At 71.4% G+C, this 12529-nt stretch carries 13 protein-coding genes; 11 read left to right on the plus strand and 2 right to left on the minus strand.

Annotated elements, in window-relative coordinates:
* On the minus strand, positions 1 to 1078 hold a 1078-nt coding region (locus tag RT054_RS05580), incomplete at its 3' end, for a methyl-accepting chemotaxis protein (RefSeq protein WP_313022515.1).
* A gap of 177 nt (positions 1079 to 1255) precedes the next feature.
* On the opposite strand from RT054_RS05580, the gene dapE reads away from it, so the two are divergent.
* The 8 genes from dapE (at position 1256) to RT054_RS05620 (ending at position 9310) form a co-directional block, all read left to right on the plus strand.
* Entirely contained in the window at positions 1256 to 2344 is a 1089-nt protein-coding gene (gene dapE / locus RT054_RS05585; RefSeq protein WP_312718898.1) for a succinyl-diaminopimelate desuccinylase, read from the plus strand.
* A gap of 181 nt (positions 2345 to 2525) precedes the next feature.
* Complete coding sequence (gene ahpC / locus RT054_RS05590) at positions 2526 to 3089, plus strand: alkyl hydroperoxide reductase subunit C (RefSeq protein WP_312718897.1); 564 nt, start codon at positions 2526 to 2528, stop codon at positions 3087 to 3089.
* Between the two features lie 235 nt (positions 3090 to 3324).
* Positions 3325 to 4899 (plus strand): alkyl hydroperoxide reductase subunit F, encoded by a 1575-nt coding sequence (gene ahpF / locus RT054_RS05595; protein ID WP_313022517.1) that lies wholly within the window; start codon positions 3325 to 3327, stop codon positions 4897 to 4899.
* Positions 4900 to 4936: 37 nt separating this feature from the next.
* Positions 4937 to 5962, plus strand: a complete 1026-nt coding sequence (locus RT054_RS05600) for a LysR substrate-binding domain-containing protein (RefSeq protein ID WP_312718895.1) — start codon at positions 4937 to 4939, stop codon at positions 5960 to 5962.
* A 75-nt stretch (positions 5963 to 6037) separates the two neighbouring features.
* Positions 6038 to 6781 carry a TIGR00730 family Rossman fold protein gene (locus RT054_RS05605; protein ID WP_312718893.1) on the plus strand — a complete coding sequence of 248 codons (744 nt, stop codon included), beginning with the start codon at positions 6038 to 6040 and terminating at the stop codon, positions 6779 to 6781.
* Between the two features lie 115 nt (positions 6782 to 6896).
* Positions 6897 to 7352 (plus strand): DivIVA domain-containing protein, encoded by a 456-nt coding sequence (locus RT054_RS05610; protein ID WP_313022518.1) that lies wholly within the window; start codon positions 6897 to 6899, stop codon positions 7350 to 7352.
* Positions 7353 to 7536: 184 nt separating this feature from the next.
* Complete coding sequence (locus RT054_RS05615; RefSeq protein WP_313022520.1) at positions 7537 to 8919, plus strand: hypothetical protein; 1383 nt, start codon at positions 7537 to 7539, stop codon at positions 8917 to 8919.
* A 211-nt stretch (positions 8920 to 9130) separates the two neighbouring features.
* The gene (locus tag RT054_RS05620; protein ID WP_312718889.1) at positions 9131 to 9310 is read left to right on the plus strand and encodes a DUF3117 domain-containing protein; all 180 of its coding nucleotides are present in this window, start codon (positions 9131 to 9133) and stop codon (positions 9308 to 9310) included.
* A 137-nt stretch (positions 9311 to 9447) separates the two neighbouring features.
* Here the strand turns inward: RT054_RS05620 and RT054_RS05625 are convergent, their stop codons facing one another.
* Positions 9448 to 10083, minus strand: coding sequence for an O-methyltransferase (locus RT054_RS05625; protein ID WP_313022521.1), 636 nt, complete (start codon positions 10081 to 10083; stop codon positions 9448 to 9450).
* 265 nt (positions 10084 to 10348) lie between these two features.
* Here RT054_RS05625 and RT054_RS05630 point away from each other — a divergent pair, with 265 nt between their 5' ends.
* From RT054_RS05630 to sigE, 3 genes are all read left to right on the plus strand, one after another.
* Positions 10349 to 11053, plus strand: a complete 705-nt coding sequence (locus tag RT054_RS05630) for an enoyl-CoA hydratase-related protein (protein ID WP_312718885.1) — start codon at positions 10349 to 10351, stop codon at positions 11051 to 11053.
* 8 nt (positions 11054 to 11061) lie between these two features.
* Positions 11062 to 11676, plus strand: coding sequence for a helix-turn-helix domain-containing protein (locus RT054_RS05635; RefSeq protein WP_313022522.1), 615 nt, complete (start codon positions 11062 to 11064; stop codon positions 11674 to 11676).
* Between the two features lie 228 nt (positions 11677 to 11904).
* On the plus strand, positions 11905 to 12513 hold the full coding sequence (gene sigE, locus RT054_RS05640) for an RNA polymerase sigma factor SigE (RefSeq protein ID WP_313022649.1): 609 nt from the start codon (positions 11905 to 11907) through the stop codon (positions 12511 to 12513).
* Positions 12514 to 12529: the final 16 nt, after the last annotated feature.

The following is a 12529-nucleotide window of genomic DNA, read 5'->3' on the forward strand; positions in this document are numbered from 1 at the left end:
CGGCGGCGTCGTTGGCGTTCTTGGAGATCTCGCGGATGCTCGCGGTCATCTCCTCCGTGCCGGCGGCGACCGTCGAGACGTTCTGGGAGACGTCCCCCGCGGCGGAGGAGGCGGAGCCGGCACGTTCGGCGCTCAGCGAGGCGCTGGAACTCATCTGCGAGGCGGTCGCCGTCAGCTCCTCGGAGGCGGCGGACACGGTCGAGGAGGCGTCCCCGACCTGCTGCAGGACGAGCCGCATGGACTCGCGGCTGCGGTCCAGTGCCCGTGCCATGTCACCGATCTCGTCGTTCGCCTCGACGGCCGCGGGGACCCGCAGATCACCCGCTCCCATCGCGGTGACGCTCGCGAGGACGGTGCGGACGGTCCGCAGGACGGCGGAACTGATGCGCATCGCGAGGAGGATGAGCGCGAGCGCGCCGACGGCCAGGGTCGCGAGGGCGAAGGGGATCGTCGTGGCGCGGACGTCCTTGAGGTTCTCCTCCGCGGCCGTGACCCGGCCGTGCGCCGTCTCCGCGATCGTCTCGGCATCCTTGGCGATCGTCTCGATGACGGTTCCGGCCTCGGCGACGGCGGCCCTCCTGGCCTGCGCCATCTCTCCGGCCCGGATGCCGGCGACGACACGGGCGTCGACCTGCTCCCACGTGCCGACGTCCGCCTTCAGCTGTTGCAGCGTGGCCTTGCCCTTCTCCGTGCGCAGCCGGGGCTCGATGAGTTCGAGGTCCTTCTTGAGCGTCGTCAGGGCGGCGAGGTACGCCTTGCGGCTGGGAGCGGAGTCCTCCACCGCCGCGGGACCGGCCTCCATCGCCTCGATGACGTAGCCGTTCTGCCGACCGTTGACGGCCTCGATCTGGGCGCCGATGTCGTCGGTGAGGAGGAGGACCTCGTAGGCCGCACCCTGTTCCTCCGACGCCTCGGTGAGACGCGCGAGGGACCACAGGCTCATCACGGTGATGAGGAGGGCGACGAGCAGGCCGACCGCCCCGATCGACAGCATCTTGCCCCTGATGCCGAGCCGTCGCGTTCCGACGCGCTCGGCGCGGTGGACGTCGTCGGGGGCCTGGGTGGAGCTGGGGTTCATCTGTTCACCGTTCGTCGTGGCGTCTGGACCAGGTGGCGGGCCGGGGGGATCGCCGGAGGCGAACGGTGCCTGTCCCGCACAGATCGACCGTCGTCCGACGAACATGAGTGGGCGAGAGGCCGCGTGCCCTGGACCGCCCCGTCCGCCGCGGCTCGACGACCGCCTACCGTGGGGGGCATGGGCCTCGATCTCACCGCCGACGTCGTCACCCTCACCGCCGCGATCTGCGACATGGAATCGGTGAGCGGGGAGGAGGACGCGCTCGCCGACGCCGTCGAGACGGCCTTGACGGCGCTGCCGCACCTCGACGTCATCCGCGACGGCAACACGGTCATCGCCCGCACCGACCTCGGTCGTGACGAGCGGGTCCTCCTCGCCGGCCACCTCGACACCGTGCCCCTCACCGACCCGCCCAACCTGCCCACTCGTCGCCAGCCGGGGCCGGAGGGGGAGGAGCTGTGGGGCCGCGGCACCGTCGACATGAAGGGTGGGGTCGCGGTGCAGTTGCGCCTCGCCCACCTGCTGCCCGAGCCCACTCGCGACCTCACGTTCGTCTTCTACGACTGCGAGGAGGTCGAGGCGGAGCGCAACAGCCTCACCCGCCTCACCGCGACACGGCCCGACCTGTTCCTCGGCGACTTCGCCGTGCTGCTCGAACCCACGAAGGCCCTCGTCGAGGGCGGGTGCAAGGGCACCCTGCGGGTCGAGGTGAGGACATCCGGGGTCGCCGCGCACTCGGGCCGTCCGTGGATGGGGGAGAACGCGATCCACGCGGCGGCCCCCATCCTCGCCCGGCTAGCCGACTACGAGCCGCGGGAGGTCGAGGTCGACGGACTCACCTACCGGGAGGGCATGTCCGCGGTCGCCATCACCGGCGGGATCGCGACGAACGTCGTCCCCGACCGTTGCGTCGTCACCGTCAACTACCGGTTCGCGCCCGACATCGACGTCGAGGCCGCCATCGCCCACGTCCGTGATCTCTTCGAGGGGTTCGACCTCGAGGTGGTCGACAGCGCCGGCGGCGCCCGCCCCGGCCTCGACCGCCCGGCCGCCGCGGCGTTCGTCGAGGCCATCGGGGGAGAGGTGACCGGTAAACAGGGATGGACCGACGTCGCGCGGTTCTCCGGCCTCGGGGTGCCAGCGGTGAACTTCGGTCCCGGAGACCCCCTGCTCGCCCACAAGGACGACGAGCGTTGCCCCGTGAGTCAACTCCGGGAGGCCGAGGAGGCCCTGCTGCGGTGGTTGTCGCCGGCGCCGACCCCCTGACCGGCGTCGCCCACACGACCTCGTCGCCGTCACGACCTATAGGCGCCACCTATGGGTCGGATGCGAATGATTCATCGACATCGGCTTTCGATTGCCGCGTTTTCCATATAGGGTCTCTATGTGTACCGGGGGAAGCACCCGAGCAACCCGGCTCAGCGACACGACCCGAGGAGCGCAACGCATGTCCTTGATGAACACCGAGATCCTCCCCTTCGAGACCACCGCCTTCAAGAGCGGTGACTTCGTCGAGGTGTCCGACGCGGACGTCCGCGGCAAGTGGGGGATCTTCTTCTTCTACCCCGCCGACTTCACGTTCGTGTGCCCCACCGAGCTCGGCGACCTCGCCGACCACTACGACGAGCTGAAGAAGCTCGACGTCGAGGTCTTCTCGGTCTCCACCGACACCCACTTCGTGCACAAGGCCTGGCACGACGCGTCCGAGACGATCGGCAAGATCGACTACTACATGCTCGGTGACCCGAACGGCGTCATCACCAACAACTTCCAGAACATGCGTCCGGGAGCCGGCCTCGCCGACCGCGCGACGTTCCTCGTCGACCCCGACGGTGTCATCCAGTACATCGAGGTCACCGCCGAGGGCATCGGCCGCTCCGCCTCCGAGCTCATGCGCAAGGTCAAGGCCGCGCAGTACGTCCGCAACCACCCGGGCGAGGTCTGCCCCGCCAAGTGGGAAGAGGGCGAGACCACCCTCACGCCGGGTCTGGACCTCGTCGGCAAGATCTGATCCCAGCGTCCCACCGGTCGGTCACGCCGACCCCACGAACTCCCTCGCCGCACCCCGGTGCGTCTCGCACCTCCCCTGATACGCATCGGGGTGCGGTGAGGTCTCGTGGATGGGGCGTCGTGGGCGCCGAGTCCCGTGCTCGTCGCCCACGAGGATCCATCCGCCACTTCTCTCGCGCCGCGATGCGCGCCGTTCGCGCGCCCGCGGCCCCGTCGTCCCCAGGAAAGGACGCCCCGTGCTCGATGCCGCCCTCAAGACCCAGTTGAAGAGCTACCTCGAGATGGTCCGCGAGCCCATCGAGCTCGTCGCCACCCTCGACGACGGCGCCAAGAGCGTCGAGATGCGCGAGATGCTCGAGGACATCGCGGCCCAGTCCGACAAGGTCTCGGTGCGCACCGACGGCACGGCGACGCGCACGCCCTCCTTCGGCATCGCCCGCGTGGGGGAGGCGGCCCGCGTCGAGTTCGCCGGCCTGCCCCTGGGGCACGAGTTCACCTCGCTCGTCCTCGCGCTCCTGCACGTCGGCGGCCACCCGCCGAAGGAGGACGAGGCGGTGCTGGAGTCGATCGCGGCGATCCAGGAGGACCACCACTTCGTCACCTACATGTCGCTGAGCTGCCAGAACTGCCCCACCGTGGTGCAGGCGCTCAACACGATGGCGGCGCTCAACCCGCACATCCGGCACACCGCCGTCGAGGGCTCGCTGTTCCAGGACGAGATCACCGAGAAGAACGTCCTCGCCGTCCCGACGATGTATCTCGACGGGGAGCTCTTCGGTCAGGGGCGCATGGACGCCCGTGACATCGTCGGCAAGATCGACACCGGCGCCTCCAGCCGCGAGGCCGAGCGGATGACCGCGATGGACCCCTTCGACGTCCTCGTCGTCGGTGGTGGCCCCGCTGGCGCGTCGGCCGCGATCTACGCCGCCCGCAAGGGCATCCGCACCGGCCTCGTCGCCGAGCGGTTCGGCGGGCAGGTCCTCGACACGATGGCCATCGAGAACCTCGTCTCCGTCCCCTACACGGAGGGGCCGAAGCTCGCCGCCGCGCTCGAGGAGCACGTCAACGCCTACGAGACCGAGATGATCAAGGGTCAGCGGGCGAGCGCACTGCGCGTCGCCGGTGAGGACGGGCTCCACCGCGTCGAGTTCGAGGGGGGCGGTGAGCTCGCCGCGAGGAACGTCGTGCTCGCCACGGGTGCCCGCTGGCGCACGATGGGGGTGCCGGGCGAGGACGAGTACCGCAACAAGGGCGTGACCTTCTGCCCGCACTGTGACGGTCCGTTGTTCAAGGGCAAGCGCGTGGCCGTCATCGGCGGCGGCAACTCCGGCGTCGAGGCCGCGATCGACCTCGCGGGCATCGTCGGGCACGTCACCCTCATCGAGTTCCTCGACGAGATGCGCGCCGACGACGTGCTCCAGCGCAAACTCCGCAGCCTGGACAACGTCGACATCGTCCTCGGGGCGAGGACGACCGAGGTGCTCGGCGACGGCACCCAGGTCACCGGCCTCGTCTACGAGGACCGCGCCTCGGGTGAGAGCCGCACCGTGGAGCTCCAGGGCGTCTTCGTCCAGATCGGCCTGTTGCCGAACACCGACTGGCTCCGCGGCTCGGTCGAGCTGTCCGACCGCGGCGAGATCGTCATCGACGAGGCCGGCCACACGAACGTCCCCGGCGTCTTCGCCGCCGGCGACGCGACGACGGAGCCGTTCAAGCAGATCGTCGTCGCGATGGGCGGTGGCTCCACCGCCGCGCTGTCGGCGTTCGACCACCTGATCCGCACGAGCGCCCCGGCCGCAGTCGCCTCGTGAGCCCGCTCACGACGGCGCGACGAGGGAGGGAACGACGATGAACCTTCGTGACCTCGAATACCTCGTCGCGCTGTCGGAGCACCGCCACTTCGGGCGCGCCGCGGCCGCCTGCTACGTGAGTCAGCCGACGCTGTCGACGCAGATCAAGAAGCTCGAGACCGAACTCGGGGCGTCGCTCATCGAGCGCGGCTCCCGGGGCGTGCTGTTCACGATGGTGGGGGAGTCCGTCCTCGCCCGTGCCAAGACGGTCCTCGCGGGGGCCGACGAGATCCGGGCGATCGCGCGGTACGCGACCGACCCGCGGTCGGGCACGCTGCGTCTGGGCGTCTTCCCCACTCTCGCGCCGTACCTTTTGCCTCACGCGGTGCCGCTGGTCAAGGAGGCGCTACCCGACCTGCGGCTCCTTCTCGTCGAGGAGAAGACCTCCGACCTCGTCGGCATGCTCGAGGCCGGAACCCTGGACGCGGCCGTGCTCGCCCAACCCGTCGACGCCGCGTTCGCGCACGCGCCCCTGTTCCGCGAGGAGTTCGTCCTCGCCGCGCCCGTCGGCCATCCGCTCGCCCGGATGCGGGGACGGGACCAGGGGGACGCCCCGCGGGACTCCTCGGGAGAGGTGCCGGTGGAGACGGACACCGTGACCACCGAGGCCCTGAGTGGGCAGGACGTCCTCCTGCTCGCCGACGGTCACTGCCTGCGCGACCAGGCCCTCGAGGTGTGCTCCATCGCCGGCGCCGCCGAGCGTGACGGGTTCCGTGCGACGAGCCTCGAGACGTTGCGCCACATGGTCGCGGGCGGCATCGGCATCACCCTGCTCCCGCACCTGTCGGTCATCCCGCCGGTCCCGGCCTCCGAGGGCGTCGTCCTGCGGCGCTTCGCCGACCCTGCCCCCTACCGCGACATCGCCCTCGCGTGGCGTCGTGGGGGCGTGCACTCCGGGCTCATGGCCGACCTCACGACGATCCTGCGGAGTGTGGCCGACCGCCTCGACGGGCCGGGCCTCACCCCGCTGGAGCCGGAGGACGTCGACGAAACGATCGGCGACGGATCGGCACCGGTCGGGTGAACGCTTCGCAACGGTCGACATCGGGGCATCCCAGGACGTTTCCGCACCCCGTGGTCCTGCCCTAGCCTCGATGGGATGAATGCCTACCAGCGCGGACCGGTCACCCTGAGGGGCGCACACGTCCCCACCACGACGACGGATCAGCGCCTCCTCGACAGCAGGGGTGCCGCCGACTGGCTGCACACCGACCCGTGGCGGGTCCTGCGGATCCAGGCCGAGTTCGTCGAGGGTTTCGGCGCCCTGGCCGAACTGGGGCCGGCCGTGAGTGTCTTCGGGTCCGCCCGCCTCGGCCAGGACCACCCCATGTACGCCGTCGGCGAAGAGGTCGGCGAGCGTCTCGTCGAGGCCGGATACGCGGTCATCACCGGCGGCGGTCCGGGCGCGATGGAGGCCGTCAACAAGGGCGCCGACCGCGCGGGCGGGACCTCGGTGGGGCTCGGTATCGAGCTGCCCTTCGAACAGGGCCTCAACGCCTACGTGCACATCGGGGTCAACTTCCGCTACTTCTTCATCCGCAAGACGATGTTCGTCAAGAGCGCCGAGGGGTTCATCGTCCTGCCGGGCGGGTTCGGCACGTTCGACGAGCTGTTCGAGGCCCTCACGCTCGTCCAGACGACGAAGGTCACCTCCTTCCCCGTCGTGCTCATCGGCACCGCCTATTGGAGCGGCCTGCTCGACTGGCTGCGCGAGGTCGCCGTGGCCGAGGGCACGATCGGCCCCGGCGACGTCGACCTCCTCCACCTCACCGACGACCCCGCCGAGGCCGTCCGCATCATCCGCACCGCCGACGAGGAGCGACAGGCCCGCCGCCCGGAGTGAGCGGGAGACGGGCGGACGCCGCCCGACCCCGCCGGTCCCGGGGGACCCCCACGCGAGGCGCTGGCGCCGGCCGGGATGGCCGCGGGCTGTCGGTCGCTCGTGTCACCATCGTCGGGTGATCGTCCTCATCGCCTCCGCCGCCGTCGTCGTCATCGGGCTCGCCGCCGCGCTCGCGTTCGGCGCGGCGAGTCGGATGTCGGTCCGAGCCTCCGAGCCCGTCTCCAGCGCCGGGGGAGTCCCGCTGCCGCCCGGGAGGATCGGGGTGGACGATCTCGCCCGGGTACGGTTCGACACCGCGTTCCGCGGTTACCGCATGGACCAGGTCGACGCCGTCCTCGACCGGATGCAGGCTCGCCTCGCCGAGCTGGAGGGCGACACCGAGCCGCGCCTGGTCGAGGCCGACGAGGACGAGCCCGAGCCGCAGGCGCCATTCGACGACGGCGACCCGGGTCGGGGTGCCGACTCCTCCGCCACCTCCACCACGGGCTCCGTCGCCGCCTTCCCGCGGGTGCGACGCCACGGCCCGCCCGAGGGACCGAGCCCCGAGCGTCCGGGTTCTCCGTCGGCGTGAGCGCCGCACGACGGCCCGGGCGGTCCCGATCCGCCGGGGTACAGTGGGCCCGATCCGTCGGGACGAGGCGCACGCCGCCGCGAGGACCGGCGTCCTCGGGGAGCACGGGCCATTGCGGCCGTACTGCGCCTCGCAGCGCGCCGCGACCACCCGAGTTGCCTCCGGAGGAAGGAACCCCGCGCTGATGGCGGACGTCGTCGCCCAGCCCACTGCCCGTGAACCCCGCGAGCAGGGTGCGCCTCGGCCCGCCGTCACCACCCCGGCCGTGAAGCCCGTGGGGCGGTGGCGGGGGATGCTCCACCACTGGTACGCCCGGCCGCGCGCGTTCATCGTCGGCGTCCTGCTCATCTACTTCGCCGCCCGGCTCTTCTCTGCCGTCGTGCTCACGATCGTCGGCACCTGGCAACAGGACGTCACCTGGATCACGCCGGAGGAGCACGGCTACTTCCGCATGACGGTCCTCTGGGACGCCTTCTGGTACCGCCAGATCGTCGAGGACGGGTACCCGGCACAGATGCCGCTGGATCCGGGCAGCGGACGACTGTGGCAGAGCCCGTGGGCGTTCTACCCGCTGTTCCCGTACCTGACGCGCTGGTTCATGCAGCTCACCGGCGGCAGCTTTGCCGTGGTCGGATCGACGCTGTCGTTGCTGGTCGGTGCTGCCGCGGCTGTGCTCATCGCCATCCTGCTGCGTGACCGGGTGGGGCCGCGCGTGGCCGTCGCCGGCGTGACCCTGTGGGCCGTATTCTTGGCCGCGCCCACGCTGCAGGTCGCCTACACGGAGTCTATCGCGATCCTCCTGCTGTGCGGCGTCCTCTTCTTCCTCACCCGTGAACGATGGCTCGCCGCGGGCGCCGTCGCCCTCTTCACGGGCCTCGCCCGCCCCATCGCCCTTCCGCTCGGATTCGTCGGTGTCGTCTGCGTCTTCATGCGCTGGCGACGCCGCGACGAACGCGCCGTCACCAAGGGCGAATGGGGCAGGATGTTCGCGGCCCTGGCCTGTTGCGGAGTCTCGGCCTGGATCTGGCCCGCCCTCGCATGGGCCGGGACCGGCGTTCCCACGGCCTACACGGACACCATGGCCGCCTGGCGGGCCGTCCCCGAGATCCAGCCCTTCCGCCCCTGGTGGAACCTCTTTCGTTGGCTGTCGCGCTACTGGTTCGATGCCGGCCCGACCGTTGCCGCACTCATGCTCGCCGGCCTCGTCATCCTCACGTTTGCCCTGGTTCTCGGGCCGTGGGCGCGGTCGCTGGGTCCGGAGCTGCGGGCCTGGTCGTTCGGCTACTCGCTGTACCTGTTCGCCTCGCTGGACCCCTCGACGAGCATCTTCCGCTACATGCTCTGCCAGTTCCCGATCGCGGTCGTGCTGCTCGGACGTGGTTTCGGTGGGCCCCGTCCGATCCCCGGCGTCGACCCACCGGAGGTCGGGGGCAGCACGGTGGCGGAGCGCTACGACCGCCGGTTGTGGTGGGTCCTCGGCATCGGGGTCGTCCTCAACCTCCTCCTGCAGTGGTGGTGGATCGATGTCATCTGGCACTTCACGCCGCCGTCGGACTACCCGCCGTGATCCGCCCCGCGCGGCACTGCCCCCCTCGACCCCGAGGCGTGGCGACGGGGCAGGACCGGGACCGGTCGCCAATCCGGCTGCCGGGTCGGTGTGTCGCGCAGGGTGATTTCACACTCGTGGGACGCCTGGGAGATACTGGGTCGAGTGGGGCCGTAGATCGTGCACCGATCTCCCTCACGTCCGCTCCCGCTGAGAAGGAAGAGGGTTACCCATGGCCGCGATGAAGCCGCGTACGGGCGACGGTCCGCTCGAGGTCACGAAGGAAGGCCGTGGCATCGTGCTGCGTATGCCGATCGAGGGCGGCGGCCGTCTCGTCGTCGAGATGACCCCCGACGAGGCTGCCGACCTGGGCGCCGCGATCGAGCAGTGCGAGGCCGTGCCCTCTCGTTGATCTCCGTGCCGCTCGTGCGCACGTGAAGGAGCCCCCGGCCGGCCGCCGGGGGCTCCTTCTGCGTCGGCCCGTCCGCGGTGGGCCCGTCGCCCGTGCGTCCACGTGGTGAGGTTCCGGGGCCGCGCGCCGGCCTCGGGTCAGGCCCGGCGGACCGCGACGAGAAGGCCGTCTCCGACGGGCAGGAGCGTGGTCTGCAGGCGCTCGTCGTCGCGCAGCCGCTTGCCGAGGTTGCGCAGCAGCGTCGTGGTCTCGTCGCGCGCCGCCGGGTCGGCGACGCGGTCGTGCCACAACATGTTGTCGACGGCGACGACGCCGCCCACGCGCACGATGCGCAGGGCCTGCTCGACGTAGTCGGGGTACTCACGCTTCTCGCCGTCGACGAGGACCATGTCGTAGGCGCCGTCCGCGAGGCGGGGGAGGACGTCGAGGGCGTGGCCGGTGATGACCCGGGTGCGCTGCGGTGTGAGGCCGGCGGCGGAGAACGCCTGGCGGGCGGCACGGTGCTGCTCGGCCTCGATGTCGATCGTCGTGAGGACGCCGTCGCTCGGCATGCCCTCGAGGAGCCACAACGCCGAGACCCCTGCGCCCGTGCCGATCTCGACGACGGTGTGGGCCTGGACCGAGGCCGCGAGCAGCCGTAGCGCCGCGCCCGTCCCGGGCAGCACCGGGGTGGCGCCGAGTTCCTCACCGCGTCGACGGGCAGCCTCCAGCGCCGGGGGCTCGGGAACGAACTCCTCGGTGTAGATCCAGCTCGCCGGCTTCTGCACGCTCATGGGGGAAGCGTAGCCGTCCTGCCGCGAAGGGCCGGGAACGCGGTGGATGGGGTGACTCACGTGCGCGGCCGCTCCTCGCGGACACCGGGTGGCCGGCCCGGGGTGTCGGGGGATCACGCCCGCCGGACCGTGATGCCACCATTGTGGATCACCGCTCTGTTACTCTCCGGTAGTCCGCGACCCGGCGGGGCGTCACGCCCGCTCGTTCGCGGGTGACCGGCGACCCCGCGCCGGCTGATCCGTAGGCGAAGGAGCATTCGACGTGGTGACCATCTCCGGTAGCGGACCGATCTGGACCCTCGACCTCGGTGACGGCGAGAACCGGTTCTCGCCCGACTGGCTGGCTGCCGTCGAGTCCGCGCTCGACGAGCTGGAGACGGCGACGGAGCCGGCCGCGTTGGTGACGATCGGCGGCGGGAAGTTCTATTCGAACGGTCTCGACCTCGAGTGGCTGGGTGCGCACTTCGACCAGTACGCGGCGTACGTGGACAGCGTGCATGCGTTGTACGCGCGTCTCCTGTGCCTCCCGGTTCCGACGGTGGCCGCCGTCAACGGGCACGCGTTCGGGGCGGGTGCGATGTTGGCCCTGGCACACGACTACCGGGTGATGCGCGCCGACCGCGGCTACTTCTGCTTCCCCGAGGTCGACATCGAGATTCCGTTCACGACCGGCATGAACGCGCTCATCACGAGCAAGCTCAGCCCGCGCACGGCGTCGGTGGCGATGACGACGGGGCGGCGTTACTCCGGACCCGACGCCGTGGCCGCGGGTATCGCGGACGCGACCGCGACGCTCGAGGACCTCCCGGTCGCCGCCGCCGATCTCGTCCGTGACGTCGCGGGCAAGAACCGCGCGACCCTCGGCACGATCAAGTCGAGGCTGTACGCGGACGCTCTCGCCGCCCTGCGCCTGCCGGAGGCCGCGGACACGAACGGCGCGGACACTGCGGACGCCGTGGGCGCCGCCTGACGATCCTGATGGGACGCCCACGACGCCATGACCTGGGCCAGATCCTCGCGCACGCGCGAACGCTGTGGCTCGAGCGGGGGATCGCGGGTGTGACGACCCGTGCGTTGGGCGGGGTCTCGGGTGCCTCGAACGGCGCGCTCTACCACGCGTTCGGGTCCCGCGACGGACTCCTCGCCCGGGTGTGGGCACGGGAGGCCGAGGACTTCCTCGCCTTCCAGCGTGGCCGGGTCGCGGAGGCGATGGACAGGGGCGACCCCTCGGCGGCGCTGGTCGCCGCGGCAACGGCACCTGCGGCGTACGCGCAGACGAACCCCGAGGGTGCGCGTCTGCTGCTCGCCGCCGACCTCGACGACTTCCTGACCCCCGATCTCGACGACGACGCCCGTGCCCTGCTGGGTCTTCTCCGCGCCGACCTCGGCCGTCTTCTCACCGACCTCGCGGTCGCGTTGTGGGGCCGGCGGGACCGCGCGGCCGTGACAGCGGTGCGCTTCGGCGTCGTCAACCTGCCCGGATCGCTGCTCCTCCGGGGTGCGGACGTCGCCGACCCCCTCGCCCTGCACGTCCTGGAGCAGGCCGTCCGTGGTATCGCCTCCCAGCCTCCACCCGTGCGGCCGGCCGGCTGACGACCCATCCCGCATCCCGGAACCGCTCACCCGGACCGGCGTGTCGGCGACGTCGGGGCGGACCGTCGTGGCAGGTCACGGGCGGGGCGTATGCGGCGTCCAGCGAGTCCCCAGGTCGGATGTCGAGAATGGGGTCGTCCGCGGCCCGACCCCGGGCCGACGCCCAGCCGAAGGACCGACGTGGTCACGACACTGCGAGCCGATCGCCCCGCCGATGCTGCGGGAGCGCTGCCCGACGACGCCTCGGTGACGGGGCGCGCGGGCGTCGACGCGCCGGGGTGGACCCCACCCTCGTGGGACGACGTGGTGCGCGAACACTCCGGCCGGGTCTACCGCCTCGCCTACCGGCTCACCGGCAACCAGCACGACGCCGAGGACCTCACCCACGACGTGTTCATCCGGGTGTTCCGTTCGCTCGGCACCTACCGTCCGGGGACGTTCGAGGGGTGGCTGCACCGCATCACGACCAACCTCTTCCTCGACCGGATGCGCCGCAAACAACGCATCCGCTTCGACGCCCTCTCCGACGACGCCGCCGCCCGGATGCCGAGCAGCGCCCGCGGCCCGGAGCAGCGCTACCACGACGACCACTTCGACGACGACGTCCAGCGGGCCCTCGACGCTCTCTCCCCGGAGTTCCGTGCGGCGGTCGTCCTCTGCGACATCGAGGGCCTCACCTACGAGGAGACGGCGGAGGCGCTGGGCATCAAGCTCGGCACGGTGCGCTCGCGCATCCACCGTGGTCGTGCCCTGTTGCGGGAGTCCCTCGCCCACCGTGCGCCCACGTCTGCCCGTTCCCAGGCCACGCGCCTCCCCGGGACGCCGTCGACGGGCTGAGCACCGCCCGTGCCCG

The sequence above is a fragment of the Mobilicoccus sp. genome (genome assembly GCF_032060985.1).
GTDB lineage: Bacteria > Actinomycetota > Actinomycetes > Actinomycetales > Dermatophilaceae > Mobilicoccus.

What these genes read in the sequence shown, in the direction of transcription:
- RT054_RS05600 (WP_312718895.1), top strand. Translation starts at nt 4,937, where the DNA reads ATGAACCTTCGTGACCTCGAATACCTCGTCGCGCTGTCGGAGCACCGC.
- RT054_RS05635 (WP_313022522.1), top strand. Translation starts at nt 11,062, where the DNA reads ATGGGACGCCCACGACGCCATGACCTGGGCCAGATCCTCGCGCACGCG.
- RT054_RS05605 (WP_312718893.1), top strand. Translation starts at nt 6,038, where the DNA reads ATGAATGCCTACCAGCGCGGACCGGTCACCCTGAGGGGCGCACACGTC.
- RT054_RS05620 (WP_312718889.1), top strand. Translation starts at nt 9,131, where the DNA reads ATGGCCGCGATGAAGCCGCGTACGGGCGACGGTCCGCTCGAGGTCACG.
- dapE (WP_312718898.1), top strand. Translation starts at nt 1,256, where the DNA reads ATGGGCCTCGATCTCACCGCCGACGTCGTCACCCTCACCGCCGCGATC.
- RT054_RS05615 (WP_313022520.1), top strand. Translation starts at nt 7,537, where the DNA reads ATGGCGGACGTCGTCGCCCAGCCCACTGCCCGTGAACCCCGCGAGCAG.
- ahpC (WP_312718897.1), top strand. Translation starts at nt 2,526, where the DNA reads ATGTCCTTGATGAACACCGAGATCCTCCCCTTCGAGACCACCGCCTTC.
- RT054_RS05625 (WP_313022521.1), bottom strand. Translation starts at nt 10,083, where the DNA reads ATGAGCGTGCAGAAGCCGGCGAGCTGGATCTACACCGAGGAGTTCGTT.